This is a genomic window from Labrenzia sp. THAF187b (assembly GCF_009363375.1).
Classification (GTDB): domain Bacteria; phylum Pseudomonadota; class Alphaproteobacteria; order Rhizobiales; family Stappiaceae; genus Roseibium; species Roseibium algicola.
On record NZ_CP045344.1, the window covers coordinates 1,793,969 to 1,819,634 of the forward strand.

Below are 25,666 nucleotides of genomic sequence, written 5' to 3' on the forward strand. Positions count from 1 at the left end.
CGGCGCATGAAACTGGACTCAAAACTCTTCGACAGCATCCGTGTGAAACCGGACAAGGAACGGGTGGAACAGGATCGCCATCCTTCGTGCGACCATCCGGGTTGCAAGCGGCCAGGCACGCACCGGGCGCCGAAAGGGCGTGACCGGGAGGGGCAGTATTTCAATTTCTGCGTCGACCATGTGCGCGAATACAACAAGTCCTACAACTATTTTACAGGTATGGGCGACGACGACGTGCGCACCTATCAGAAGGACAGTCTGACGGGGCACCGGCCGACCTGGAAAATGGGCGTAAACCGGCAGGCAGCCGAGGGGCCGGACGGGTTCGACGCCCGCTCCAGCATGCGCTCCAATGCGCAGCGGCGCACCGAGCAAGTTCGGCGCCCGCGCGAAAGAAAGCTACTAACGCTTGAAAAACGTTCCCTGGATGTGCTCAATCTGCCTTACACAGCCCGTGGCGCCGAAATCAAAGCGCGCTATAAGGAGCTTGTTAAATTGAACCATCCGGATGCCAATGGCGGTGACAGGTCTTCCGAAGACCGCCTGCGGGAAATCATTCAGGCGTATAACGTTCTGAAAAAAGCCGGTTTCCTTTAGAGCCTGCAGGGTCCTGCCGGCTTTTCCCAAACGACCCTTCCCGAACTTCCGGGACTGCGGAGGACTGATGACTGAGACGACGACTGCGGCCATGGCCATGCCGGACACTGAAATTTCCGTAGAAGAGGTTTTCGGTTTCAAGTCCGACCTCAAGGTACCTGCATTTTCCGCGCCGTCAGAACATGTGCCCGAGCGTGACGAAGACTACCTGTTCGACCGCGCGACCACGCTGGCGATCCTGGCGGGTTTTGCCCATAACCGGCGCGTGATGGTGACCGGGTATCACGGTACCGGTAAATCGACCCACATCGAGCAGGTGGCGTCGCGTCTCAACTGGCCGTGTATCCGCGTCAACCTGGACAGCCATATTTCCCGTATCGATCTGGTCGGCAAGGACGCGATCGTGATCAAGGACGGCAAGCAGGTCACCGAGTTTCGCGACGGGATCCTGCCCTGGGCCTATCAGCACAATGTCGCGCTGGTCTTCGACGAATACGACGCCGGCCGTCCGGACGTGATGTTCGTGATCCAGCGTATCCTGGAATCTTCCGGCCGCCTGACGCTGCTCGACCAGAGCCGGGTCATCCGTCCGCATGCCGCCTTCCGGCTGTTCGCCACCGCCAACACGGTCGGCCTCGGCGATACCTCCGGTCTTTATCACGGCACGCAGCAGATCAACCAGGCGCAGATGGACCGTTGGTCGATCGTCACCACGCTGAACTACCTGCCGCATGACAACGAGGTGGATATCGTTCTGTCGAAGGCCAAGCACTTCCAGTCGGACGAAGGCCGCAACACCGTTTCCAAGATGGTGCGCCTGGCGGACATGACCCGGAACGCCTTCATCAACGGCGACCTGTCCACGGTCATGAGCCCGCGTACGGTGATTACCTGGGCGGAAAATGCCCAGATTTTCGGCGATGTCGGCTTTTCCTTCCGTCTGACCTTCCTCAACAAGTGCGACGACATGGAACAGTCCCTGGTGGCCGAGTTCTATCAGCGCTGCTTCGGTGAAGATCTGCCGGAATCCTCCGTCAACGTAGTCATGAGCTGAGGTCCCGATGGCACCGCGGCCGGGTCACAATTCCCTTCCGGGCAGCAAGCCCGCACCGAGCACCGAGCCATTCAAGCAGTCGGTGTCCGGTACCATGCGGGCGATATCCGGAGAGCCGGAACTGGAAGTCATCTTTTCCGGTGACCGGCCCGGTCTCAGCGGCATGTCCGCGCGCTTGCCCGAGCCCTCGCGCAAGATCAACGCGCGCGAGATCGCGATTACCCGTGGTCTGTCCGACAGCATCGCCCTGCGCATTGCCTGCCACGACAAGGCTGTTCATTCCAAGAACATGCCGCAGGGCCCGGACGCACGAGCGATCTTCGAAGCGGTCGAACAGGCCCGTTGCGAAGCCGTTGGCGCGCGCCGGATGCAAGGGGTAGCCGACAACCTGTCGGTGATGCTTGACGACCGGTTCCGCAAGTCCGGTGCGCCGGATATCTCCAGTCGGGAAGAAGCGCCGTTACAGGATGCGCTGTCCCTGCTGGTGCGTGAACGCCTGACCGGTGCGAAGCCGCCGGAAAGCGCGACCAAGCTCGTCGACATGTGGCGCGGCTGGATCGAGGACAAGGCCGGTGCCGACCTCGACAGGCTGGAAGCCGAAGTCGAGGACCAGAATTCCTTCGCGGCCCGTCTGCGCGACGTCCTGAAATCGCTCGATATGGGCGATGAGCTTGGCGATCACGACCAGGACATGGACCCGGAAGAAAACGAGGACCAGGGCAACAACGACGAAGCTGAATCGGGCGACGACAGCGAAGAAGATTCCGGCGAACAGGAAGCCTCTCCGCAGGAGATGGAACTTTCCGGCGAAGAGCAGGAAAGCGGCGATACGGAAGCCGCCGAAGCCGATATGGAAGACTTCGCCGATCAGGACATGTCGGAGGATACCGAGGAGCCGGGCGAAAGCGACCGGCCCGATACGCCGTTTTCCAACCGGCCGGAATCCGACTACCGCGTGTTCACCACCCAGTTTGACGAGACGATTACCGCTGAAGAACTTTGCGACATGGCGGAGCTTGATCGTCTGCGCGGGTTCCTGGACAAGCAGTTGACCCACCTGCAAGGGGCCGTGGCGCGCCTTGCCAACCGGTTGCAGCGCAAGCTGATGGCGCAGCAGAACCGGGCCTGGGACTTCGACCTTGAAGAAGGGCTTCTGGACACCGCCAGACTGACCCGTGCCGTGACCGATCCGATGGCTCCGCTTGCCTTCAAGCAGGAGCGCGACACCAATTTCCGCGACACGGTCGTGACGCTGCTTCTGGACAACTCGGGATCCATGCGCGGCCGTCCGATCACCGTTGCCGCCACTTGTGCCGACATTCTGGCGCGCACGCTGGAGCGCTGCGGCGTGAAGGTCGAGATCCTCGGCTTCACCACCAAGGCCTGGAAGGGCGGCCAGTCGCGGGAGAGCTGGATCGGTGCCGGCAAACCGCCGACACCTGGCCGGCTCAACGATCTGCGCCACATCATCTACAAGTCCGCGGACGCGCCCTGGCGCCGGGCCAGGCGCAATCTCGGCCTGATGATGCGCGAGGGCCTTTTGAAGGAAAACATCGACGGCGAAGCCCTGCTGTGGGCCCATGACCGGCTGATGGCACGGCCCGAACAGCGTCGCATCCTGATGATGATTTCCGATGGCGCGCCGGTGGACGACACCACGCTTTCGGTCAACCCGGGCAACTATCTGGAGCGTCACCTGCGCTACGTCATCGAGGAAATCGAGACCCGGTCGCCGGTCGAGCTGATTGCCATCGGTATCGGACATGACGTCACGCGCTACTACCGACGGGCGGTCACCATTGTCGATGCCGAAGAACTGGCGGGTGCCATGACGGACCAGCTTGCCAACCTTTTCGACGACGAGGTGGACACCTCCTTCAACACGCGTGGCCGCCGTCGCCGCGCGGGTCATCGTTAGTCGGCAGGATCTGGAAAACATGGGAGCAGAAAGGCGTCTTTCGGCAGGCAGCTTCGCGCTGGCTGCCGCCTTTCTCTCCACTTTCTGGTTTGCTGCGCCCGCCGCCGCCGGGGCGCCGGAGCTGCTTTCGGACGCGCAGCCGGTCAAGGCCCGTACCCGGTCCATCGACACATTCCGCATAGGGCTTGCCGATACGACCTTCGGCAAGCTGACTTTTCTTGGCGGTGTGGAGCTGATAGCCGCGGACCGCAAGGTCGGCGGGCTTTCCGGTCTGATCAGTCTGGACGGGGGAAGCGCGTTTCTGGCGGTCACCGACAACGGACATTGGGTCAGCGGCCGAATCGTGCAGACGGCGGATGGCAAGCCGACGGAGATCGAAGACTTGCGTTTCGCGCCGCTTTTGGGGGCCGATGGCAAAACGCTCGATGCACGCTGGGGTCATGACACCGAGGCACTGACGCTGTCGGGCTCCGGTCTTTATGTCACTGCTGAAACCCGCAACGCCATCTACCGATATCCGTGGCCGATTTCGACCGGCAAGGAAAGGATGATCGGTGAAGTCGCGCTGCCGCAGGATATTCGTGATCTGCCGCGAAACACCGGTCTGGAAGCTCTGGCAGCCGGGCCGGAGGACGGCCCGTTGGCCGGCAAGCTCGTGGCTGTCGCGGAATCAGCGCCAAGCGATCTGCACGACCTGTCTGGCTTCATTATTGGTCCGGACGGCACGGAACGCTTCACCATCCGCCGGTATGAGCGCTTCGATGCGACGGATGCGGCGTTTCTGCCCGGCGGCGACATGATTCTGGTGGAGCGCCGCTTCAGCCTGCGTGATCTGATCGGCCTGCGGTTGCGGCGGTTCAAAGGAGCCGACATTGCTGCCGGAGCCGTTCTGGAAGGCGAGTTGCTGCTGGAGGCCGACTTCAACTCCCAGATCGACAACATGGAAGCTCTGGGTATTCACACCAATGAAAACGGTGAAACAATCCTGACGCTTGTCTCCGACAACAACCGTTCGATCCTGCAGAGGACCTTGTTCCTGAGGTTTCGGCTGGAAGATTGAGGCGCGGGAGCACTTCTGCCCGGCAAGTCGGTCCCCGGACGACCAACCCGCCTTTTTCGCGCCTAGTGCCTAGGCGGCAGTTCCCTTCGGCATGGCCTGAAACAGGCCGAGCACGATGCGGTAAGGGGCGAGCAGGGCGACGGCAACCAGCATCTTGACCAGGAAGTCTCCCGCGGCCAAGGACACCCACAGCAGCGCCTGGGTATCGTCGCTGATGCCCAGGAAGGGCACCGGGAAGGCGAGCGAGCTGTCGTCCATCCCGAACAGGCCGTCGATGAAGGCAAAGCTGGCGGAAAAGGCGATGCCGAAGAACAGGAGCGTGTCGATTACCGAGCCGATGAAGGAAGAGGTGATCGGCGCTTTCCACCAGGCCAGCTTTCGCATGCGGTCGAATATCGTCACGTCCAGCAATTGCGCGACCAGAAACGCCGTGCCGGAGGCGATGGCAATGCGGGGCGTCGCCAGCCAGACCGACAGGACCACGGCAATCAGGAAGCCGGCAATCACAACCTTGCGTGCGGCGGTCGGGCCGAAACGGCGGTTGGTGAGATCGGTCACCAGGAAGGCGACCGGGTAGGTGAACGCACCCCAGGTGAGCGTATCGGCAAGATTGACACCGCCGATGAAATGCTCGACCGGGAACTGGACCAGAAAGTTGGATGCAACGACAACAGCCGCCATCGCCAGAATGGCGACTACGTGATGGCTTGCGGAGAAGGTCCGAGTTTCGGTCATGTGTTCACCTCATAACGACAGACGCCCAACCGATATCGATTGGGCGTCCTGAAAAGGTTCTTTGCAACTATGCGAGCTGCCCGCTGCCGGAACGAGCCGTGCAGGCGCTTCAGGCCTTAAGCGGCAGCGGCTTCAGCCTGCTTGCGCTTGATGTCGACCTTGATCTTGCGAGCAGCATCGGACAGGTCCGCGTCGCTTGCCTTCATCAGGTATGCGTCCAGGCCACCGCGGTGTTCGACGGAGCGCAGTGCGTGTGCGCAGACCTTCAGCTTGAAGGTTTCGCCGAGCGTGTCGCTGATGAGGGACACGTTGCACAGGTTCGGCAGGAACCGGCGGCGGGACTTGTTGTTAGCGTGGGAGACGTTGTTGCCCGTCATCACATCTTTGCCGGAGAGTTCGCAACGGCGTGCCATGATATCACCTTTTGTTTTCGTGGCTGGGCCGTTACTTTGAACCCAGCAAGTCCAACCGGAACCGGCGCGGACCTGAGGCCCGGCGACATCGTCTCCGGCATTTCTCGGAAAAAGTTGCCCCGCTATAATGGGAGTGAAGGCCAACGTCAAGACATCTCCGCCGCTTTGCGGAGATTCACTGCTTTTATTTGCAGGACGCCCGGCTGTTAACCAGTGAGTTACCATAATTTAGAATGATTGGGGTCGTTCATCGAGCGGGATTTATGGTATCTTTCCGTCGCGGAACACTCATGGCGCGGGGGCGCAATTCGCTGCCAGACGGCAGTCCGGAGGTTTTGAAGTGTTTGGTTTGATGTCTCTCGGGCGGCTGGTCGCCCTGCCAATGCTTGCTGCGGCGCTGCTGACGACACCGGCGGAAGCCAAGAAAAACAGCGTCGGCGGCCTTTACAATATTTCGATTGCCGGCTTCAAGGTCGGGCGCGGAACGCTGTCGCTCGTCATGCAGGGCAATGCCTATTCGGCCAAGGTCAGTCTGGAACCGGCAGGTATCGGCACGCTGTTCACCACCGGCAAGGGTGGGGCGGAAGCATCCGGCTGGATGGTCGGATCGCGCGTCGTGCCGTCGAAATACAGGATGGCGTCGCACGCCTCCAATCTCGATTTCTACGTCAACCTGAGCCAGGGCTCCGGGTCCATCCGTTCAATGGAAGTCGCGCCGCAGTTCAAGCCCAATCCGGAGCGGATCAAGGTGACGGATCGGCATACGCGCAATGCGATCGATCCGCTGAGCGCCGCTCTGATGCCGGTGGGCCGTGCCAAGGACAGTCTCGGGCCGAAGGCCTGTTCGCGTCGTCTGCCGGTGTTCGACGGCTGGACACGGTTCGATATCAAGCTGAGCTATTCCGGCACGAAGGAAGTCTCGGGCCACGGCTATGACGGCCAGGTCGTTGTCTGCAAGGCCCGCTGGGTACCTGTCGCCGGGCACCGCCCGTCCAAGGATTCGGTCAAATACATGGCTCAGGCCAACATGGAAGTGTGGGTTGCGCCGATGGGCCGTGACAACGTGCTCGTCCCCTACCGGATTTCCATCGACACCAAGAACGGCCGCCTGATCGTGGAAGCGGACAAGCTCAAGATCGACGGTGCCGGCAGCGATCAGGCATCCGTCGACTGATCACCGACCCTTCTTCGGCCCTTTCCGGCAAAAAAACCGGGAAGGGTTTCCCAGGCGCGAGAGGCTTTCAATCCCTGTTTGCCGGCACACCGAGACTTGCGCCCACTTGCGTCTCTTGATACAGCCCTCCAACTATGCGTTCAGGCACGCTTGCGTTGCCTGGAGTATCTTGCGTTGTTCAGACGCGGCAAAGATGCTTGAACGTCTTTGAAATGATCGACATTCGGGTGGCTGGTCTCTTTCGGCTGGTAATCCTTCGATCTTGTGACAGAATTTCCGGAGCGGCCGCCGGACGTAAGGCGGTGCCGGCTTGTTTCAGGTAACCGAGTAAATGCACAGCTATTTGGAATTCGAAAAGCCCGTTGCAGACATTGAAGGCAAGATCCAGGAGCTGCGCGCTCTGGCCGGGGAAGATGGCGAAGCCGTCAATGTCGACAGTGAAATCGACCGGCTGAAAACGAAATCCTCGCAAACGCTGCAGGACCTCTACGCCAAACTGACGCCCTGGCAGAAAACGCTCGTTGCCCGCCATCCCGATCGCCCGCATGCCGTTGCCTATATCGCCGGTCTGATCGAAGATTTCACGCCGCTAGCCGGTGACAGGAAGTTCGCCGAAGATGCAGCGCTGATCGCCGGCATCGGTCGTTTTCGCGGTCAGTCGGTGGCTGTACTGGCTCAGGAAAAAGGCCACGACACCGAAACGCGTCTGAAGCACAACTTCGGCATGGTCCGTCCGGAAGGTTACCGCAAGGCGGTCAGGGTCATGGAAATGGCCGAACGTTTCGGCCTGCCGCTGATCACCTTTGTCGACACCTCCGGCGCCTATCCGGGACGCGGGGCTGAAGAGCGCGGTCAGTCCGAAGCCATCGCCCGCTCGACGGATGTCGGCCTCGGCCTTGGAACGCCGTCCGTTTCCGTCGTCATTGGCGAAGGCGGCTCCGGTGGCGCGATCGCGATCGCGACCGCCAACAAGGTTCTCATGATGGAACACGCGATCTATTCGGTGATTTCACCGGAAGGCGCCGCCTCCATCCTGTGGCGCGACAGCGCCAAGGCGCAGGACGCTGCGACAGCACTGAAGATCACCGCACAGGATCTCAAGCAGCTCGGTGTCATCGATGACATCATCAAGGAGCCTGTCGGCGGTGCGCACCGTGCACGTGAAATCGTTATCGACAACGCGGGCAAGGCGATCGAATCTGCGCTGAAAGAGCTGGCGGGCCTGTCGCCGGATGAAATACGCAAGCAGCGGCGCGAAAAATTCATCGCTATCGGCAGAACCCTGAGCTAGGTCTTCCTGCCCGACCTGGTGTCTTCCTGCTGCCGGTTTCGGCGATTTTGCCGCGCAGGCAATCGCGCAGTGCACCAAGCTGCTGTATTTTAGGAAAAAACGATGCAAGGCCGCCGTAAAAGCGGCCTTTTTGCCATCCTGTGGCCAGAATTTGCCGTCATTCAGGCGAAGTTGGGACGCACAAGATGACGCTTGGGCAAGTTTTTGTTCCTATCACCATAATTTTGGTCGCAGGCACAATCCGGTTTCAGTAACTTATCGTCAACCATCATTCCCTAGCCTTTGCGCGGGGGCGAGGACGCAGGAAGTGCGGCAAGGCAGTTCGTTCGCCTTTGTCCGTTTCCGCTTAGTTTGGGACAGTATCATGGTCTTTCGGCGCCTTATGAACACGCCAGCCGGCCTTCTTCTTGGCAACAGCGGCCTGAGTGGCCGCAAGGCAGCCCGTCTTGGTGCGGCGCTGATGCTTGCCGGTGTGCTGGCGGCTTGCCAGGCAGACGAATTCACTGCAGGCCCCAACAAGGCGCAGCAGCCTGTCAGCGCGTCGATCAAGCGCAAGATGAACGATCTCAACATGAGCTCGACCTCGCCGATCATGATCCGGATCTTCAAGGAAGAAAGTGCTCTGGAAGTCTGGAAACAGACCCGCACGGGCAAATATCAGCTTCTGGACGAGTTCGAGATCTGCAAATGGTCCGGCAAGCTCGGCCCGAAGTTCAAGGAAGGCGACCGTCAGGCCCCGGAAGGCTTCTACGAGATCACGCCTGCCCTGATGAACCCGAATTCCAGTTATCACCTGGCTTTCAACCTCGGTTACCCGAATTCCTATGACCGCTCCCACGGCCGCACCGGCTCGCATCTGATGGTGCATGGCGCCTGTTCGTCCCGTGGCTGCTACGCGATGACAGACGAGCAGGTCCAGGACATCTACGCGCTTGCCCGCGACAGCTTCAAGGGTGGTCAGCGCTCCTTCCAGGTCCAGGCCTTTCCCTTCCGCATGACGCCGGAAAACATGGCTCGCCACCGCGACAGCGAGCACATGGAATTCTGGAAAATGCTGAAGACCGGCTACGACCATTTCGAGATCACGCAGACCCCGCCGCAGATTTCCGTCTGCGAGAAGAAATACGTGTTCGATGCCACCACGCTGGTTGAAGGCGTGCCCTTCCGGGCCAGCGCCAAATGTCCCGACTATCAGGTGAGCCCGAGCATCGCGACGGCAGTTGCCTCCAAGCAGCGTCGCGACAACGAGAAATACCAGCAGCTTGCTGCCCGCTTCGATGCTCGTGACGAGCGCCAGAAGCGCTGGGAAGAGCGCTCCAACCGGCTCGCCGAAGCGCTCGGCGGTGGTGAGGACGACACCAATCCGGCTGTTGCCACGGCCGAGACGGCTGCGCCTGACGTACAGCCCGCAGCCGAAACGGCGACGGCTGCAGTTCCTGCAGAAGCGGCTCCGGCGGCACAGCGGCGGCCGGGTTCGGCGGTCGAGACCGCCTTTGCCCCGCAGGACCAGTCGGGCAGCAGCTCTGTCGGAAGCTTCTTCAAGCGTTGGGTACCCTTCGGCCCGAAAGCTTCGGAAGAAGGCGCTGGTGTTGGTCCGATCGAAACCGAAGTGGTTCCGGATACCAAGCCGAACTGATCGGTCCCGGATTCAGCCTCAAACCCGGTCTTCAGCTCCATGGAGATCCCGCACACCGGATGATGTCCACATCCAGAGGACAGCAAAGTCCTCAGGATGTGGAGGGAATGCGATCCGAACTGCGTGACGGTGGATTGAGCAGATCTTGCGTGATGTGGGAGGCTCGCGGCGCAAGCCCGCAGGCACAGCCTGCCTCAACGGACGTTATTTGATCGCGGTGATGGCGGCCCATTGGGTTGGTTTGCGGTCGTAACCACTTCCCAACCAGGTTTCTGTTTCCAGGATGCTCCAGGTTGCCCCTTCTCGCCAGATCGCAGTCAGTTCGTCCTGAGGCAGAAGATTGTAGTAGCGACCAAACGCGTCTGTGCCTTCGTTGGTGCCAACCTTGAAACTGGCCCAAACGACCCCGTTCTCGTGTAGCGCCCGATGAATTCTCTCAACCACATCGCCGAGGTCGGCTCTTGGAGCGTGTGTCAGTGCGGCGCAGGCATAGACGCCGTCATAAACCTCAACCGCATCAAGCTCGTTAAACAACATGGTCCGAACCGGCTGGCCTAACCGTTGCGCAGCTATCGCAGCGAGTTCGGACGAGCCATCCGTCGCATCCAGGACGAAGCCGGACTTGAGTATGGCCTCGGCGTCCACACCGCCTCCGGTTCCCAGTTCCAGAATTCTGCCCTTTGCTTTGCATCGCTCCAGGAAGGCAGGCAATCTGGGATTAGGCGTCTCCTTGTCGGCAACATATTCCTTGGCAGTGGTGTTGTAAAAATTCACTGTTTCGCTGGTCATTGATGACGCTCACCCCTCCCCATCAGGTTCAATTTCAAATTCGCATAACTTGAAGTTGTGGCGGCTGTTTGCGGCGCAAAGTTGGCCTGGAAGGCCGTTGTTGAGGAGGGAGCCTTATCGTGCCGGGATTTGAGCGGAGCATTCCTGGCGGGAGCGCTTGCTCTGGTGGAGTAGGTGGACAGATCTCGGGATCCTCGACACCTGTCAGGACGGCAGCAGGCCCTTGGCTTCAAGCGTCATTCTTGTGGCTTCGTTGAGATCATATTTACCGAGATCTTCGGGAAGGACCCATGCGAAGTCCTCGAACTCTTCGTTGCTGGAAACGTTGCGGTTCGCCGCCTTGCAATCAAATATGAGATAAATCATGTAAATCTGCTCTGACGTGCCGTCCGGGTAGGTCTTTGTCCGGACATCGTCGCGAAACGTCCAGGGTTGGACGTCCTCAATCGTCAGGTCGGATCCCAGTTCTTCCGAGATTTCTCGAAGCAGCCCTTCTGTCATCCGCTCACCCTGTTCCAGTCCGCCACCCGAAAGTGCCCATTGTCCGGGAAAGACACCCCGGTCGCTTGGCATCTTGCACAGAAGGTACGCGCCTTCGTTTTCGATCAAAGGGCAAACAATAATTCTCTGACGCATGTCTTTCTCGATCTAACTGATTTTACGAGGAAACTTCCGGCTACGATCCGCGGCAACGGCGGCATTCGTCGCAACAAGGTGGCAGTCTCCCGAACCTTTGAAAGGTTCAGGGGGCGATGGACGGGTTGTTTGCGATGGAGTGTCGATCGGTGTTTTGAAAGACAAAAGCTACCGCGTCGATCACGTGCTTGTCTTTTACTGCAGCGGCGGCAATCCCCTTGAAACACCTTCCTGCAGCACGGCCGGGTCGTAGGCCTTTCGCGAGAAAACCTCTCGCACCAGAGGTTCGAAGCTTTCCAGCGTGTCCATTTCATAGTCGGGATCGAAGGAGGACTGGTCCCAGCGTTCGCAGAAGTCGGCGCAGGCCTGGAAGTGCATGTGATCCTTGAACTGGTCGCGGGCGTTTTCGTCCCAGCCATAGTGACGGCCGTAATAGAGCATCTGGAAGATGCCATGATGTTCCACCACCCAGGCAACCTCGTCCCGCACGAAGGGGCGGATGACCTCGGCAGAGAATCGGTCGTGGTTCTGCGGGGCCAGCCCGTCGCCGATATCGTGCAGAAGCGCGCCGACGATCCAGTCGATGTCCGCCCCTTCCCGACGCGCCCTTGTGGCCGCCTGCAGGCCATGCTGCATTCGGGTGATCTTGTAACCGGACAGCGTGTCCTCGTTCTGGCGCTTCAGCTCGGACAGGATCCGTTCCGGTGTCAGGGCGTGATAGGGCCGTTCCGCTTCCGCCAGCAGATCGTAGTCTTCCTTGGTGCCGTCTTTCATCTGGGTGAAGGACACGGTTTTCATGGCGCACACTCCTGTTTTGCGGGAGTGTGCGCCAGGACTTCCGATAAAGTCCAGACAGGAAACACCCTGCTTCTGTGAAGGCCTTCTGCCTAGTTTGCCGCTGGCGCCGGCAGGTGTGGCAGAACCACTTCGACAGCCAGGCCGAGCGACAGCAGATGCCGGTCGGAATAGGCGGGGCCATCAAGCTCCAGGCCGACGGGCAGGCCGTCCGATGTCAGCCCCGCGGGCAAGGACAGGCCCGGAATACCGGCGACGGAACCCGGGTCGGTGTTGCGGATGAAGGTGGGGAAGGTCGGTACGTCTTCTCCGTTCAGCGACACGGTTTCATCGGATCCGGTGATGGGCTGTGCCGGCAGCGGGGTTGTCGGGAAAACCAGCGCGTCCAGCTTGTTGGCTGCAAAGACTTCAGCATATCCGGCCTGGATCAATGGCCGCATGTCGTCCATTGCCTCCCGGTAAACTGCATCCGGGATCGCCTGGTTGCCCAGCACCAGACTGTCGAAGACGAATTTGACGTCGGGGCTGGCGACTTCATCGGCTATGTCCTGCAGCCCGAGCCCGGTTTCATGCGTCTCCAGAAAGGCTGCAAGATCCCGTTTCACTTCCCACAGGGCGATCGGGAAACCGGCTTTTCCGGCAAGTTCAAGCTCCGTGCTTATATCGACGGGAACAAGGGTCACGCCGGCGGCCTGCAGCTTGTCCAGGGCTTCCTTGAAGAGACGATCCGTTTCCGGTGAGAGGTTGTCCGTCAACACGCCTGGAACACCCAGGCGGACGGTGCCGAGGTCTGCAGGGTCGAGTGTCGCAGTGCTACCCGTGATCACCGCATCGAGGAGGACCAGGTCGGAAACCGTTCTTGCAATCGGACCGGGTGTGTCGCGGGTCGCGGAAATCGGCACGATACCTTCCGCCGGATAGCGGCCTGTGGTCGGGCGCAGACCGGAGACACCGTTGAGTGCCGAGGGAATGCGCACCGAGCCACCCGTGTCGGTTCCAAGGCCGGCCGGTGCCAGCCTGGCGCCGATCGCAGCGCCGGTGCCGCCACTCGAGCCGCCGGCAAAGCGGTCCGGATCATAGGCGTTGGCAACCGCGCCGAAGGCGGCGTTGTTCGAGGTGATGCCGAAAGCAAGTTCGTGAAGATTGGTCTTGCCGAGCAGGATCGCGCCCGCATCGCGCAGTTTCTTCAAGACAGGCGCGTCTTCTGCGGGCACCCATCCTTTCAGGGCAGGCGTGCCACCGGTGGTCGGCAGGCCAGCGGAGGCAATGTTGTCCTTCACGACAATCGGCACGCCGTGCAGCGGTCCGAGGGGTTCACCTGCCTTCACGCTTTCATCGGCGGCTGCAGCGGCTGCAAGCGCGCCTTCGCTGTCGAACGTTATGTAGACATTGCCCGGGTCATCGCCGGTTCTGGCGATGAGGGCGTTGACGAGATCCGTGGCTGTCAGCGTCTGTCCGGCTATGGCGCTCGCCGTTTCCGCCGCACTCATGGTGGTGATGTCGTCGGCGGCAAAGGCCGGACCGGCAAAGACGGCTGCGATCGCAGTCAGTCCTGCTGTGAGATGCACTTTCATGTTTGTTCCCCTTCTTATGCATGAGGGAAACAGCAAACGCCTGTGCCTTTTCCGGCGCATCCTCGAAAATGAGGAGGCGCTTCGTTTATTGGAGAGAAAGTCGCGTGTTGACGCTGGCGAGCAGTTCCGCCCGGCTAGTCACCCCTGATTTTTGAAACACCGCCTTGAGATGGGAGCGAACGGTCGTGACGGAGATTTCAAGTTCCGCCGCAATCTCGCGGTCGCGCTTGCCTTCACTCACCAGGCAAAGCACGTCCTGTTCCCGGCCGGTGAGCCCGTGGTGGCCGGCCCAGGCCGTCAAGCGCAAGCGGGGGTCGGCATCGCGCTGTTTGCGTTCGTGTGCTTGCATGTTCGCAAGGGCATGTCCGAAGGACGTGCCGATCGCGTTCAGTATTTCCAGGTCGCGCTGCTGGAAGGTTTCCTTGCCGGCGCCGCGCCAGATGCGCAGGTCGCCCAGATGGCCTGTCGCCGCATAGGCATGGAAGTTCATGCCCTGATGCAGGCCGTCCCTTGCCAGAAAGTCGTTGTAGAATTCGGTGCGCAGGAAATCTTCCCGGGAAATGACCTGGTCGAGGTGGGTGGCGCGCCGGCACATGCGGAACCTGGGTGTAATCGGATCGCAGTGCTGGAAATGGTGCTGGTAGGCGGCGAGATTGCTCTCGTCCATGTTCAGGAACACGCCGTCCGTGTCGCCGTCGGTCCTTGTCCAGACGTAGGAGGCAAAGTAGTCTGCCTCCAGAAGGTCCAGCAAGCGGGTGCCAAGCTGCAGCCTGAGTTGCCGTGCGTCCTGGATGGCGATCATGTCCTGCATGATCGCGAAGATCAGATTTGTTTCCCGGCCCGAAAGCGTTGTCAGCATGCCAGACCTCCTCTTGCGTCATGGTAGCGAGGAAGAGGAGATCCGTCATCCAAAAGGATCGGGCCGGGTGTCATGCCTATTTCGGCATCAGGGCCCAGTAGTCGAAATCGAGGACCACTTCGGGCAGGTAGTTGTCCTCATGGTCCTGTCCGGGGAAGTCATGGCAGGTCCGGTTCTTGGTGGCGACAAGCCGCAGACGCAGCGCGCCGACGTCCGAGCGGCCGTCGATATCCGCCTTGTCCAGAACTTCCGACCAGGCATAAACCGTGTCGCCGGCCGCCAGCGGGCCGACGTGGCGACCGCCGTTGATGCCGGCAATATGAAACGCGTTGGCCAGCCCGTTGAACGACAGCGCACGGGCAATGGAGATCACGTGGCCGCCATAGACCAGGCGGTGGCCGAAACGGTTGTAAGCTTCCGTGTGCTGGTTGAAATGCACCTTGGCGGTGTTCTGGTAGAGACGGGTCGCCAGCTGATGCTCGGCTTCCTCCACCGTCATGCCGTCGACATGGTCGATCTTCTCGCCAATCTCGTAATCGTCGAAACGGTACTCGGATCCGGCCAGGTCATTGTCCCAATTGGCGGTGTCGAGCAATGGCACGGCGGTGCCGAGAGACTGCGGGTCGAGCGCTGAGGGAAGTTCCGGCACCACCGGTTCCGGCGCCGGATTGGCGGCAACACGCTTGTTGACCATCACCCAGCGGACATAATCCAGCACCTCGGTGCCGTTTTCGGTGTAGCCGGTCGAGCGCACATAGACGACGCCGGTCTTGCCGTTGGAGTTCTCTTTCTTGCCGATCACCTCGGAGACGGTGGAAATGGTATCTCCCGGGAAAACCGGTGCCAGGAACCGGCCGCCGGCATAGCCCAGATTGGCGACGGCATTCAGCGAGATGTCAGGCACTGTCTTGCCGAAGACAATATGAAAGGTCAGCAGGTCGTCGACCGGGGCGTGGGAATAGCCCAGGGATTTTGCGAAAGCGTCTGACGACTGAACCGCAAAGCGAGAGCCGTAAAGCGCGGTGTAAAGCGCCTGGTCACCGCTGGTGACGGTGCGCGGCGTTGCGTGGCGGATGACCTGTCCCACCTTGAAGTCTTCGAAGAAATTGCCGCGATTGGTCTTGCTCACCTGTGCCTCCCGGTTCTGATTTGTCGGAGAGGATTAAGCCCGCTGCGGTGCACACAAGCAAGTCAGACGTTTTGCCGATGACCTTGTGAAAGCAAGTCGAGGCTTTGGCATCCCGTGCCAACCCGGGAGCGGTTGCCGGTTGGCAGGGGCCGCTCGGCTATTTGCCGGCCGGGTCGGGCAGCGCGCCACAAAAGCCGCCGCTCGGGGCGGTGCCGGAGCCCAGAGCCAGAAGTTTCGGGGCCTTGTAGGGATTGGGCGGTGTCGCAGATGCATCGAGAGCAATCATTGCCGCAAGTCCGGCAAGGGCGATAAAGGCTGTTACCAACCGGGTCATGATCTCGCCTCCAGCTTCAGGAGCGGGCGCAGTTTCACGCCGTAGATCGATCCGGCAAAGGCGGCCGCGAACCAGACCCAACCGTGCAGGCTGCCGGTCGAGATGCCGGAAAAGAACGCGCCGACATTGCAGCCGAAGGCAAGGCGCGAGGAATAGCCCAGCAGAAAGCCCGCCACCATTGCGGCGAGCCAGGCCTGTGCCGGCAGCGACTGGATTTTCTGTGACAGGCCGCCCGTGCGCCAGCTGGCGACCAGAAAGGCACCAAGGATGATGCCGATATTGGTGAGGGATGTGTAATCCGTCAGCAGGCTATGGGTCAGGCGCTCGACGGAGGCAGGTGCACTCCAGAAAGCGGATCCGGAAAGATCCGCCCCCGCTGCAGATGCCGCCTTTGCAGCCCAAAGGCCAAGGCCATAGACAACGCCCCAGGGTTGGCCGGCCACGATCAGGTTCAGGATGGCAAGGGCGGCCAGCAGCACGGCTGCAACTATCAGCCGGCGAGGCAGGCGCCGGTTTTCGGGAGCTGCCAGTTTCCAGAGCACTGCGGCGATTGCCGAAAGTCCGAGGAGGGTAATCGCCGCGCCTTGCCAGCCGGACAGGGTCAGAACGGGCAATGCCCCAAGATCTGTCCACCAGATCAGGTGATAGGCCCCGGCAAAGCTGCCGATGGCAAAGAAAGGCAGGGCGACAAGGGAAACCGCGTTGCCGGACCCTGCATTGACCAGGGTGCCGGAACCGCATCCGAGCACGACCTGCATGGCAGCGCCGAAGACGAAGGCTCCCGCGATCATGGCAAAGCCGATCGGGCCCTGTGCGCCGCTCAGCTCGCCCTGGTTTGCGGCAAGCAGGGGAAAGGCCACCAGCGAGACAAGGGCGATCGACAGAAGCTGCGCCCAAAGGCCGCCCGGGTCTCGGCGCAGGATCATCGCACGCCAGGGGCCGGCAAAACCGAAGCGCAGGCCTTCCAGCACGATGCCGAAGCCAAGGCCGACGGCAAGCAGCAGGCCATACCGTCCACCAACCAGAAGGGCGGTGGCCAGAACGGCTGCAAGGGCGGTCAAAACAAGACCGCTGCGGCGCCAGACTGGCGTCGCAGCGGTGGTGTGAAGGTCTGCGGCTGTGGTCACGTCAGTTCAGTATCTGGTTTATCAGGTTCTGTACGAGACCCGGTGTGTTGGCCATCTCGTTTCCGGACTGGGAATATTCGACCATGGAGCCCGCGTAAAGCTTTGCGTTTTCCACCCCGGCGACTTCGGACACCGCAAACCAGTGAGCTGCGGCCCAGTGGCCGGTGTTGCAGAAAGAAACCGTATCCTTGCCGTCTTCGACACCAAGCGATGCTTTCAGCGCGGCAGGATCGATGGCGGTGGACATTGCCGGCGAGCCTTCCTTGAAGAAAGCGGTGTAGGTGTGGTTGATGGCAGTCGGCAGGGTTCCCGGACGCGAGGCAGCTTCATGCGCCTTCTTGCCGTTGAAGAAATCCGCCGGGCGAGCATCTACCAGAAGCGCATTCGACTCGCCGGCAGCGACGGCGGAAACGTCTGCCGTGGTGGCCAGCCAGGTATCGTCAAAGGTCAGTTCCAGCTCGCTCGGAAAGGCGGATTCGGCCGTGGCGTTGACCGGAAGGCCAGCGGCTTTCCAGGACTCCAGGCCACCGTTCAGGATCGACAGGTCGGTGAAGCCGGTGGATTTCAAGGTCCAGTAGACACGCGCGGCAGAACCGAAGTCCGTATCGGTCTTGCCTTCGGACAGGATGACGATCGGCGTATCCTGTTCCAGGCCGAGTTCTTCCAGTTCGGCTTCCAGCTTTTCAACATCCACAAGGCCGCCCGGGTTTTCCGCCGGTCCGCGGAACATGCGATAGGGCGCAAACAAAGCGCCGTCTGCATGGCCTTTCTCGTATCCCTCGTTGCGGATGTCCAGAAGCACCGGCTCCACGGTGTCCAGCGACGCGGACAGCTCGGCAGCCTCCACCAGCGGGCCGAAGCTTGCGGCGGTGGCGGATGTGGCGAGGCTTGCGGTCATCGCCAGTGCGAGAGCGAAATGTTTCATTGGTTCAGCCTTCCTTGTGCGCAGTTGACCTGAGGCCAGGCGCTTCAATTCTCAGGCCGAAGTGTAGGGAGTTCCCGGTCGGGAGGCGTGGGATGGCGTTTCAATTTCCGTCACCGGACTGATATTTTAAACCAAGGCGGACATGCGCCGTGGCAATTGGTTGCGGTGAGGCATGCAGGCTGTCTCAAGTCTTCTGGTTTGCCGGCGAAAGATCCGGACGAGTGAAAGAGGGCGCGCATAGGCAAACCTCATCCTGAGGAAGCGCGAAGCGCTGTCTCGAAGGATGGGCCACTTGCTCCGAAAATGCCGCCCATGCTTCGAGACGGACCTGCGGTCCTCCTCAGCATGAGGGGAAAATCGAACTGGCTGAAAAAAAAGCCCGGGACATTGCCCGGGCTTTTCTGGTTCGTTCTATCAGGCTTATGCCGATTCCTTGTTCGCCGCACGTTCGGCGCGCTTGCGCTCATGCGGGTCGAGGACGGCCTTGCGCAGGCGGATGGAGTCCGGCGTGACTTCCACCAGCTCGTCGTCTGCGATGTAGGAAAGCGCTGCTTCCAGGGTCAGCTTCTTCGGCGTGGTCAGCTTGACAGCGTCGTCCTTGCCGGCAGAGCGGATGTTGGTGAGCTGCTTGCCCTTCAGCACGTTCACTTCCAGGTCGTTGCCGCGGGTGTGTTCGCCGATGATCATGCCAGGATAAACCTTGGTGCCCGGATCGATCATCATCGGGCCGCGGTCTTCCAGATTGAACAGGGCATAGGCAACTGCCTCACCGGTGCCGTTGGACAGGAGCACGCCGGTGTGACGGCCCTGGATCGGGCCCCGGTGCGGCTCATAGCCATGGAACAGACGGTTGAAGATCGCCGTGCCGCGGGTGTCGGACAGCAGTTCGGACTGGTAACCGATGAGGCCGCGGGTCGGAGCGTGGAACACCAGACGGGTGCGGCCACCGCCGGACGGCTTCATTTCCAGAAGGTCGGCCTTGCGTTCCTGCAGCTTCTGAACCACGACGCCGGAATGTTCTTCATCAACGTCGATGATGACTTCCTCAATCGGCTCCAGGCGGTTGCCGGCATCGTCATACTGATAGACGACGCGCGGACGGCCAACGCCAAGTTCGAAGCCTTCACGACGCATGTTCTCGATCAGGATCGCCAGAAGAAGTTCGCCGCGACCGGAGACGACAAATGCGTCCGGCTCGTCGGTGTCTTCCACCTTCAGGGCGACGTTGCCTTCTGCTTCCTTCTTCAGGCGGTCGCGAATGACGCGGGACTGAACCTTGGAGCCTTCGGTGCCGGCCAGTGGGCTGTCGTTGACACGGAAGGTCATGGACAGCGTCGGCGGATCGATCGGCTGAGCCTGCAGGGATTCATTGACCGACGGGGCGCACAGCGTGTCGGCAACGGTTGCCTTGGTCAGGCCCGCGATGGCGACGATGTCGCCCGCTTCACCCTTTTCGATCGGCTGACGTTCCAGGCCACGGAAAGCAAGGATCTTGGAGATACGGCCGTTTTCAACGACGCTGCCGTCACGGGAGAGCGCCTTGATCGGCATGTTCGGCAGAGCGGTGCCCGACACGATACGGCCGGTCAGGATGCGGCCCAGGAACGGGTCGGATTCGATGGTGGTTGCCAGGATGCGGAAATCGCCCGGCTGGGCTTCCGGCGGCGACACCTTGTCGAGGACCATGTCGAAGAGCGGGTCCATGCTGTCCTGCGGGCCGTTCGGCTCCAGAGCCATCCATTCCTGCTTGGCCGAACCGTAGAGCACCGGGAAGTCGAGCTGGTCTTCATTGGCGTCGAGGGCTGCGAACAGGTCGAAGACCTCGTCCAGCACTTCATCGGCACGCTGTTCCGGCTTGTCGATCTTGTTGATGGCGACGATCGGCTTCAGGCCGAGTTTGAGGGCCTTGCCGAGCACGAACTTGGTCTGCGGCATCGGGCCTTCAGCAGCATCCACCAGAAGGATCACGCCGTCGACCATGTGCAGGATACGCTCAACTTCGCCGCCGAAGTCGGCGTGGCCCGGTGTGTCCACGATGTTGATGCGGGTGTCTTTCCAGACCAGCGAGGTGACCTTGGCCAGAATGGTGATGCCGCGCTCACGCTCGATATCGTTGGAGTCCATCATCCGTTCTTCGGTGCGCTGGTTGTCGCGGAAGGCACCGGATTGCTTCAGAAGAACGTCGATGAGTGTGGTTTTGCCATGGTCAACGTGCGCGATGATGGCAATATTACGAAGGTTCATGAGTGGCTCCAAAAGACAGAACGGGCCCTTGGGGACCCGCAGCTTGTCTGGAAGTTGATTATGCTATGGATCGGCATCCGCGCCGAATTTGGCGCCTTTATACGTGGCGCGAGGGAATTGTGCAACGCAATGTCACATCTACGCATTGACAGTGCTTCCTGAAGCGCCGTATTCGTAAGGTAACCTTACTAAAATGGGGTGGCGATGGGAGTTCCAACTCCGAATGTCGGTGTCACCATGCTGGTCGTTGATCTGGCACGGTTGCTGCGGCGAAACTTCGAGGCGGAGTTATCCAAGGTCGACACTGGTCTGACTGCCGGAGAAGCGCGTACGCTGTTTTATGTCTGGCGACTTCCGGGTCAAAGGCAGGCCGTTCTGGCAGATGCGATGTATGTCGAGCCGATGACCCTGGTCGGGTACCTCGACACGCTCGAAAAGGCCGGATTGATCCGCCGCTGCCAGGACCCGAACGACCGCCGGGCCAAGATAATCGAGCTGACGCCGTTGGCAGATCCATTGCTTGAGAAAATTGGGACTGCCCTGCAAGAGGTGCGCTCCAGGGCGCTTGAGGACATTCCCGCCGACCAACGGCAGATACTGGAATCGCTTCTGCAGACCATGAAGGACAGCCTGCTGCAGGAGGTTTCCAAAGGGAAACAGAAATGACCGCCGACAGCTCAATCATGAGCGCAAGACGTACATCGCTTCTCGGGGCCGGGCTCGTCGCTATCGGCCCCATTTCGATGGCGCTTTATACCCCGGCCATGCCGGCCCTGGTCGAAGCCTTCGGAACCACCGATTCAGCGGTCAAGCTTACCCTGACGGCGTATTTCGCCGGTTTTGCCGTCACGCAGCTGGTTTGCGGCCCTCTGACGGACGCCTTTGGGCGCAAGCCGGTCACGATCGCCTTCCTGGTCCTCTATCTCGTCTCAAGCGTGCTGGCGACCTTCGCGCCGACTGTCGAGTTCATGGTCTTTGCCCGAGCCCTTCAAGGTGTGGGGGCCGCGGTCGGCATCGCGGTGTCGCGCGCCATCGTCCGCGACCAGTTTACCGGTCAGGCCTCTGCCAGGATCATGAATACGATCGCGATGATGCTGGCCCTTGGTCCGGCGATTTCGCCCACCATCGGCGGGATCGTGCTGGAACTGTTCGGCTGGCAGGAAGTGTTCTGGTGCATGGTGATCTACGGTGCGTTGCTGATGATTGCAGTGCTCGTGTTTCAGGTTGAAACCAACCCGCAGCCGGGCAAGCATCACCTCAATCCGCGGCAACTGGCGATCAACTACGGCACCTTGCTGAAGGACCCGAGGTTTCTGGCGCCAAGCCTTCTCATCGGTTTCGGGCTCGGCAACCTTTATGCCCTGGCGACCGTCCTGCCTTTCATCCTGATCTATGAAGTCGGTCTCACGCCGTCCGCCTTCGGGCTGACCATGATCATCCAGTCAGGTTCCTTCATTTCTGGAACCATCCTGACGGGTCGTCTGCTTCGCTTCTTCGAGGCCCGCAAGCTGGTGCCCTACGGGCTCAGCCTCTGGGTCGTTGCGTCAACGCTGATGTGCTATGTCACGCTCACCCATGAACCGACGATCCTGACGGTCATGGGGCCGGTGGCGCTGTTCACATTCGCGCTGGCGCTGGTTCTTCCGGCAAGCTTCACCGAATCCATGGCGCCGTTCCCGCATATCGCCGGTTCGGCATCTTCCATGCTCGGCTTTCTGCAGTTCGGCGGCGGCATTGTCGCCAGCCTCGCGATCGCCGCACTCGGCGAACCGATCCTCGGCCTCGCTTTCATTCTGCCGGGTATGCCCATCGCCGGCATCATTCTGTTCCTGATCCTGCGCAGCCAGATCCGTCAGCCGGCGGCGGCGGAGTAGGCGCACATTATCCGCCTCTCCGTCGTCATCCCGGCCAAGCGCAGCGCGAGCCGGGACCGGGGAGGCACAGCGCCGACTGATAAGTCTCCATCGGAAACACCTCGGCTCTCCGGTCCCGGATCTCCGCTTCGCTGCGTCCGGGATGACGAAGGTAGGTTTTTTTAAAACAAACGGGCCGGTTTCCCGGCCCGCTCTTTTTTTTGGGAACTCTGATCAGGCCTTGAGAACCGGATCCAGCGTGACGGTGTGCAGTTCGACGTCGTCACGGTCCATCAGGCGGACGGTGAGCTGTTCGCTCTGGCCGTCGATGTCGACCAGGCCGAAGAACTGAAGTCCCATGGACGGGGGCAGGTTGGCACCCTGTTCGGCGGTCGGGGCCTTGATGTACTTAAGCTCCGGGCCGAAGGTCATGTCGAGATCGTTCGGGCCGAAGGTGCCGGCGTGGATCGGGCCGGAGACGAATTCCCAGAACGGTTTGAAATCCTGGAACTGTGCCTTGTCCGGATTGTAGTAATGCGCGGCGGTGTAGTGCACATCGGCGGTCAGCCAGACGATGTTGTCGATGTCTGCCGTCTTGATGAAGCGCAGCAGATCGGCGAATTCCAGTTCTCGGCCTTTCGGTGCGCCGTGATCGCCATTGGCAACCGCTTCGGCGCCGGCCTGGTCTTTCCAGTTGTCCCAGACGATCAGGCCGATCGGCATGTCGCAGGCGATGACCTTCCAGGTGGCGTTGGAATTCAGAAGTTCACGCTTCAGCCAGGCAAGCTGCTCGGCGCCGAGGATGCGCGAAGCCGGTGTCATGGTGTCTTCCATCGAAGCGCCGTTCGGCCCGCGATAGGAACGCAGGTCCAGGAAGAACACGTCCAGCAGCGGACCATAGGCGATCTTGCGGTAGACGCGGCCCGGCTCGGCCGGGGTGTAGCGGATGGGGGCCAGCTCGTGGAAAGCCCGGCCGGCGCGGGCGGCCAGAAGGTGGATGTTCTTTTCGCTGTAGCGATCGTCGGACAGAAGGTCCTTGGAGGACGACCAGTTGTTGACGACTTCATGATCGTCCCACTGGAAGAAGGTCGGGACTTCCGCGTTGAACGCCTTGAGGTTCTCGTCCATGAGGTTGTATTTCCACTGGCCGCGATACTCGTCCAGCGTTTCGGCAACCTTGGATTTTTCTTCCGTGACGATGTTCTTCCAGACGGTGCCGTCCTTCAGCTCGACGGTTTCCTTCATCGGGCCATCGGCATAAATCGTGTCGCCGGAGTGGATGAAGAAGTCTGGCTGGTGTTTTGCCATGGTGGCGTAGGTTTTCATGCCGCCACGGTCGGTATCAATCCCCCAGCCCTGGCCGGCGGTATCGCCCGACCAGGCGAAACGAATGTTGCGGCGGGACGCCGGGGCGGTGCGGAAGCGGCCGGTCATCGGCTCGGACACGGCATTGACGTCGTTCAGGTCGGCAAAGGCGACGCGGTAGAAGACATCCTGATCGGACGGCAGTTTCTCAAGCAGTCGCTTGACGGCAAAATCCGAGTCGGGAAGCGCATTGATCGGGGCAAGGCGCCGCGGCGTTTCGAACGTGCCGGTGGTGTCGACTTCCACCAGCATTTGCGCCGGGCGGTCCGAGCGGGCCCAGATCATGCCGGAATTGGCATCAACGTCACCGGACTGAAGGCCGTGCGTGATCTGAGGGCGTGAGGACGCACGCGACAGGCCCGGCATGGCCAGCGGTGAGGCCAGTACCAGACCGGTAGCAACCGATGATTTCAGAAAATTGCGTCGAGAAACGTTTGAAGACATTTTCAAGCTCCGTGGCTGGGGACCGCAGGGGCGAGTCCCTTGGCAAAAACATCAGGTGCTGAAGCTCCGTGACAGACGGATGTCCGTTCCAAGACCGTTTCCCGAATTTTTGATGACGGCGTGTGCGGATTGCCGGAAAACCGCCGCGGAACGATTGAACCTCCAAATTGCTTCCAAATCGTGATCGTCCACAGCCTTGGAGCGGGGTCAAGCAGGGCGAAGTCGCATTGGTGCCGCTTGACCGTCGGTGTCAGACGGGCCAAACACGTGCCTGACCGTCAAAAGGACGCAATGATGCCGACCCCGACAGCCTACGAGCCGCCGCGTTTCAACGCCGGACACCAACGCCCCCACGTGATGGGGATCCTGAACGTGACCCCGGATTCCTTTTCCGATGGCGGGCGCCACGCCAATGCGGATGCCGCCTTGCGGCGTGCACAGGAAATGATTCTGGAAGGGGCCGATATTCTGGATGTCGGCGGCGAAAGCACGCGGCCGGGCTCCGAACCGGTGCCACTGGACCTGGAATGGTCGCGGCTCGATCCGATCCTCGATCAGGTGATCGACATGGGAACGCCCGTATCGATCGATACCTACAAGGCGGAGATCGCGCGCCGCGCCTGTGCGGCAGGGGCGGTCATCGTCAATGATGTGTGGGGTCTGCAAAAGGATCCGGCCATGGCTGACGTCGTTGCCGAGGCCGGCGTGCATGTGGTTATGATGCATAACCGTCTTGCCGCCGATGCCGGACTGGACATTCTTTCGGACATTGACCGGTTCTTCGAAATCTCGATGGAACTGGCGGAAAAGGCAGGGATTGCCAGGGAAAAGCAGATCCTTGATCCGGGCTTTGGCTTCGGCAAGACCATCAACCAGAATTTCACCGTGCTGAACCGCTTCGAAACGCTGCAAAAACACGGCCTGCCGTTGTTGGCCGGTGCGTCGCGCAAGCGCATGATCGGCGCGGTGCTGGAAGCGGAAACGGAAGACCGGCTGTTCGGATCCGTTGCCGTTCACATGACGGCCATGCTGAAAGGGGCTGCGATTGTGCGGGCGCATGACGTAAGTCCACATGCCGATTGCGTGCGTATGATCGAGGCAACCCGCCTGGAACGGAACCCTGTCGAATGAATGCCGAAAATGCGATGGCTGACGCCCCGACCCGCTGTGCGCTCGGGCTCGGATCCAACCTTGGAGACCCGAAGGCCAATCTGGATGAGGCCATCCGCCGGCTGGAGGAAACACCCGGTGTCATGCTGGTGTCCCGTTCCTCAGATTACCGGACGCCGCCCTGGGGGCCGGTGCCGCAGGACGATTTCCGCAATTGCTGCGTGGTGATCGATACCACCATGAGCCCGCAGGCGCTGCTGAAGCGCTGTCTTCAAATCGAGACCGAACTCGGACGTGTGCGCGACGTGCGCTGGGGCCCGAGAACGCTGGACATCGATGTTCTGATCTACGGTTTGCAAAGGGTTGCCGAAAACGACCTCGAAATCCCGCACCCGCGCATGGGCGACCGCGCCTTCGTTCTGATCCCCCTCGCCGAAATCTGGCCCGACGCCCCACTGGGCGACGGCCGCACCGCGATGGAGGCATTGGAAACCTGCCCGGACCAGGACGGCGTGGTGAAGCTGGACGGGTGAAGTTTTGAACCGAGTGGCGATAGCGCCGGGGCGGTGAAGCCGACAGTTGGAACGTTAATTTAAACATTCTT

The 25,666-nt window shown here is 60.8% G+C and carries 24 protein-coding genes; 11 read left to right on the forward strand and 13 right to left on the reverse strand.

Annotation, left to right across the window (positions count from 1 at the left end; all coding sequences use genetic code 11):
• Positions 1–6 precede the first annotated feature (6 nt).
• The 4 genes from FIV03_RS08255 (at position 7) to FIV03_RS08270 (ending at position 4,629) form a co-directional block, all read left to right on the forward strand.
• On the forward strand, positions 7–597 hold the full coding sequence (locus tag FIV03_RS08255; protein ID WP_023002804.1) for a DnaJ domain-containing protein: 591 nt from the start codon (positions 7–9) through the stop codon (positions 595–597).
• 67 nt (positions 598–664) lie between these two features.
• Complete coding sequence (gene cobS, locus FIV03_RS08260; RefSeq protein WP_023002805.1) at positions 665–1,651, forward strand: cobaltochelatase subunit CobS; 987 nt, start codon at positions 665–667, stop codon at positions 1,649–1,651.
• 7 nt (positions 1,652–1,658) lie between these two features.
• A complete protein-coding gene (gene cobT / locus FIV03_RS08265; RefSeq protein WP_152509220.1) occupies positions 1,659–3,569 on the forward strand; it encodes a cobaltochelatase subunit CobT in 1,911 nt (636 codons plus the stop codon).
• Between the two features lie 19 nt (positions 3,570–3,588).
• A complete protein-coding gene (locus FIV03_RS08270; protein ID WP_152509221.1) occupies positions 3,589–4,629 on the forward strand; it encodes an esterase-like activity of phytase family protein in 1,041 nt (346 codons plus the stop codon).
• Positions 4,630–4,698: 69 nt separating this feature from the next.
• Here the strand turns inward: FIV03_RS08270 and FIV03_RS08275 are convergent, their stop codons facing one another.
• Both FIV03_RS08275 and rpmB read right to left on the reverse strand, forming a co-directional pair.
• Positions 4,699–5,364, reverse strand: a complete 666-nt coding sequence (locus FIV03_RS08275; RefSeq protein ID WP_152509222.1) for a VUT family protein — start codon at positions 5,362–5,364, stop codon at positions 4,699–4,701.
• Between the two features lie 116 nt (positions 5,365–5,480).
• Positions 5,481–5,777, reverse strand: coding sequence for a 50S ribosomal protein L28 (gene rpmB, locus FIV03_RS08280; RefSeq protein WP_023002809.1), 297 nt, complete (start codon positions 5,775–5,777; stop codon positions 5,481–5,483).
• Positions 5,778–6,117: 340 nt separating this feature from the next.
• Between rpmB and FIV03_RS08285 the strand changes: the two genes are divergently transcribed.
• The 3 genes from FIV03_RS08285 to FIV03_RS08295 all read left to right on the forward strand — a co-directional run bounded on the left by FIV03_RS08285 (position 6,118) and on the right by FIV03_RS08295 (position 9,878).
• Positions 6,118–6,951: a DUF3108 domain-containing protein gene (locus FIV03_RS08285; protein ID WP_208984624.1), complete on the forward strand. Its 834-nt coding sequence runs from the start codon at positions 6,118–6,120 to the stop codon at positions 6,949–6,951.
• A gap of 331 nt (positions 6,952–7,282) precedes the next feature.
• On the forward strand, positions 7,283–8,242 hold the full coding sequence (locus FIV03_RS08290) for an acetyl-CoA carboxylase carboxyltransferase subunit alpha (protein WP_023002811.1): 960 nt from the start codon (positions 7,283–7,285) through the stop codon (positions 8,240–8,242).
• Between the two features lie 364 nt (positions 8,243–8,606).
• Positions 8,607–9,878, forward strand: a complete 1,272-nt coding sequence (locus FIV03_RS08295) for a murein L,D-transpeptidase family protein (RefSeq protein ID WP_152509223.1) — start codon at positions 8,607–8,609, stop codon at positions 9,876–9,878.
• Between the two features lie 204 nt (positions 9,879–10,082).
• Here FIV03_RS08295 and FIV03_RS08300 read toward each other — a convergent pair whose 3' ends face one another.
• The 10 genes from FIV03_RS08300 to typA all read right to left on the reverse strand — a co-directional run bounded on the left by FIV03_RS08300 (position 10,083) and on the right by typA (position 20,290).
• Positions 10,083–10,667, reverse strand: coding sequence for a class I SAM-dependent methyltransferase (locus FIV03_RS08300; RefSeq protein WP_152509224.1), 585 nt, complete (start codon positions 10,665–10,667; stop codon positions 10,083–10,085).
• A 204-nt stretch (positions 10,668–10,871) separates the two neighbouring features.
• On the reverse strand, positions 10,872–11,303 hold the full coding sequence (gene nudI, locus FIV03_RS08305) for a nucleoside triphosphatase NudI (protein ID WP_152509225.1): 432 nt from the start codon (positions 11,301–11,303) through the stop codon (positions 10,872–10,874).
• A 195-nt stretch (positions 11,304–11,498) separates the two neighbouring features.
• Positions 11,499–12,101 (reverse strand): HD domain-containing protein, encoded by a 603-nt coding sequence (locus FIV03_RS08310; protein ID WP_023002815.1) that lies wholly within the window; start codon positions 12,099–12,101, stop codon positions 11,499–11,501.
• Between the two features lie 89 nt (positions 12,102–12,190).
• A complete protein-coding gene (gene iaaH / locus FIV03_RS08315) occupies positions 12,191–13,672 on the reverse strand; it encodes an indoleacetamide hydrolase (protein ID WP_152509226.1) in 1,482 nt (493 codons plus the stop codon).
• 85 nt (positions 13,673–13,757) lie between these two features.
• A complete protein-coding gene (locus FIV03_RS08320; RefSeq protein ID WP_152509227.1) occupies positions 13,758–14,531 on the reverse strand; it encodes a LuxR family transcriptional regulator in 774 nt (257 codons plus the stop codon).
• Between the two features lie 76 nt (positions 14,532–14,607).
• Positions 14,608–15,660, reverse strand: coding sequence for a MaoC family dehydratase (locus FIV03_RS08325; protein ID WP_152509228.1), 1,053 nt, complete (start codon positions 15,658–15,660; stop codon positions 14,608–14,610).
• A gap of 157 nt (positions 15,661–15,817) precedes the next feature.
• The gene (locus FIV03_RS31540) at positions 15,818–15,994 is read right to left on the reverse strand and encodes a hypothetical protein (RefSeq protein WP_167579544.1); all 177 of its coding nucleotides are present in this window, start codon (positions 15,992–15,994) and stop codon (positions 15,818–15,820) included.
• Positions 15,991–17,121 carry a YeeE/YedE family protein gene (locus FIV03_RS08330; RefSeq protein ID WP_152509229.1) on the reverse strand — a complete coding sequence of 377 codons (1,131 nt, stop codon included), beginning with the start codon at positions 17,119–17,121 and terminating at the stop codon, positions 15,991–15,993. The genes FIV03_RS31540 and FIV03_RS08330 overlap by 4 nt, the downstream gene beginning before the upstream one ends.
• A gap of 1 nt (position 17,122) precedes the next feature.
• Positions 17,123–18,046, reverse strand: coding sequence for a rhodanese-like domain-containing protein (locus FIV03_RS08335; RefSeq protein WP_055659805.1), 924 nt, complete (start codon positions 18,044–18,046; stop codon positions 17,123–17,125).
• A 420-nt stretch (positions 18,047–18,466) separates the two neighbouring features.
• Positions 18,467–20,290, reverse strand: coding sequence for a translational GTPase TypA (gene typA, locus FIV03_RS08340; RefSeq protein ID WP_023002822.1), 1,824 nt, complete (start codon positions 20,288–20,290; stop codon positions 18,467–18,469).
• Positions 20,291–20,494: 204 nt separating this feature from the next.
• Between typA and FIV03_RS08345 the strand changes: the two genes are divergently transcribed.
• Both FIV03_RS08345 and FIV03_RS08350 read left to right on the forward strand, forming a co-directional pair.
• Entirely contained in the window at positions 20,495–20,956 is a 462-nt protein-coding gene (locus FIV03_RS08345) for a MarR family transcriptional regulator (RefSeq protein ID WP_152505321.1), read from the forward strand.
• Positions 20,953–22,164, forward strand: coding sequence for a multidrug effflux MFS transporter (locus tag FIV03_RS08350; RefSeq protein WP_075284834.1), 1,212 nt, complete (start codon positions 20,953–20,955; stop codon positions 22,162–22,164). The genes FIV03_RS08345 and FIV03_RS08350 overlap by 4 nt, the downstream gene beginning before the upstream one ends.
• A 213-nt stretch (positions 22,165–22,377) precedes the next feature.
• On the opposite strand, the gene FIV03_RS08355 is transcribed toward FIV03_RS08350, so the two are convergent.
• Positions 22,378–23,952 (reverse strand): alkaline phosphatase, encoded by a 1,575-nt coding sequence (locus tag FIV03_RS08355; protein ID WP_152509231.1) that lies wholly within the window; start codon positions 23,950–23,952, stop codon positions 22,378–22,380.
• 294 nt (positions 23,953–24,246) lie between these two features.
• Between FIV03_RS08355 and folP the strand changes: the two genes are divergently transcribed.
• Both folP and folK read left to right on the forward strand, forming a co-directional pair.
• The gene (folP, locus tag FIV03_RS08360) at positions 24,247–25,083 is read left to right on the forward strand and encodes a dihydropteroate synthase (RefSeq protein ID WP_173013808.1); all 837 of its coding nucleotides are present in this window, start codon (positions 24,247–24,249) and stop codon (positions 25,081–25,083) included.
• Positions 25,080–25,595 (forward strand): 2-amino-4-hydroxy-6-hydroxymethyldihydropteridine diphosphokinase, encoded by a 516-nt coding sequence (folK, locus tag FIV03_RS08365; RefSeq protein ID WP_152509233.1) that lies wholly within the window; start codon positions 25,080–25,082, stop codon positions 25,593–25,595. Before folP ends, folK begins: the two co-directional genes overlap by 4 nt.
• Positions 25,596–25,666 lie beyond the last annotated feature (71 nt).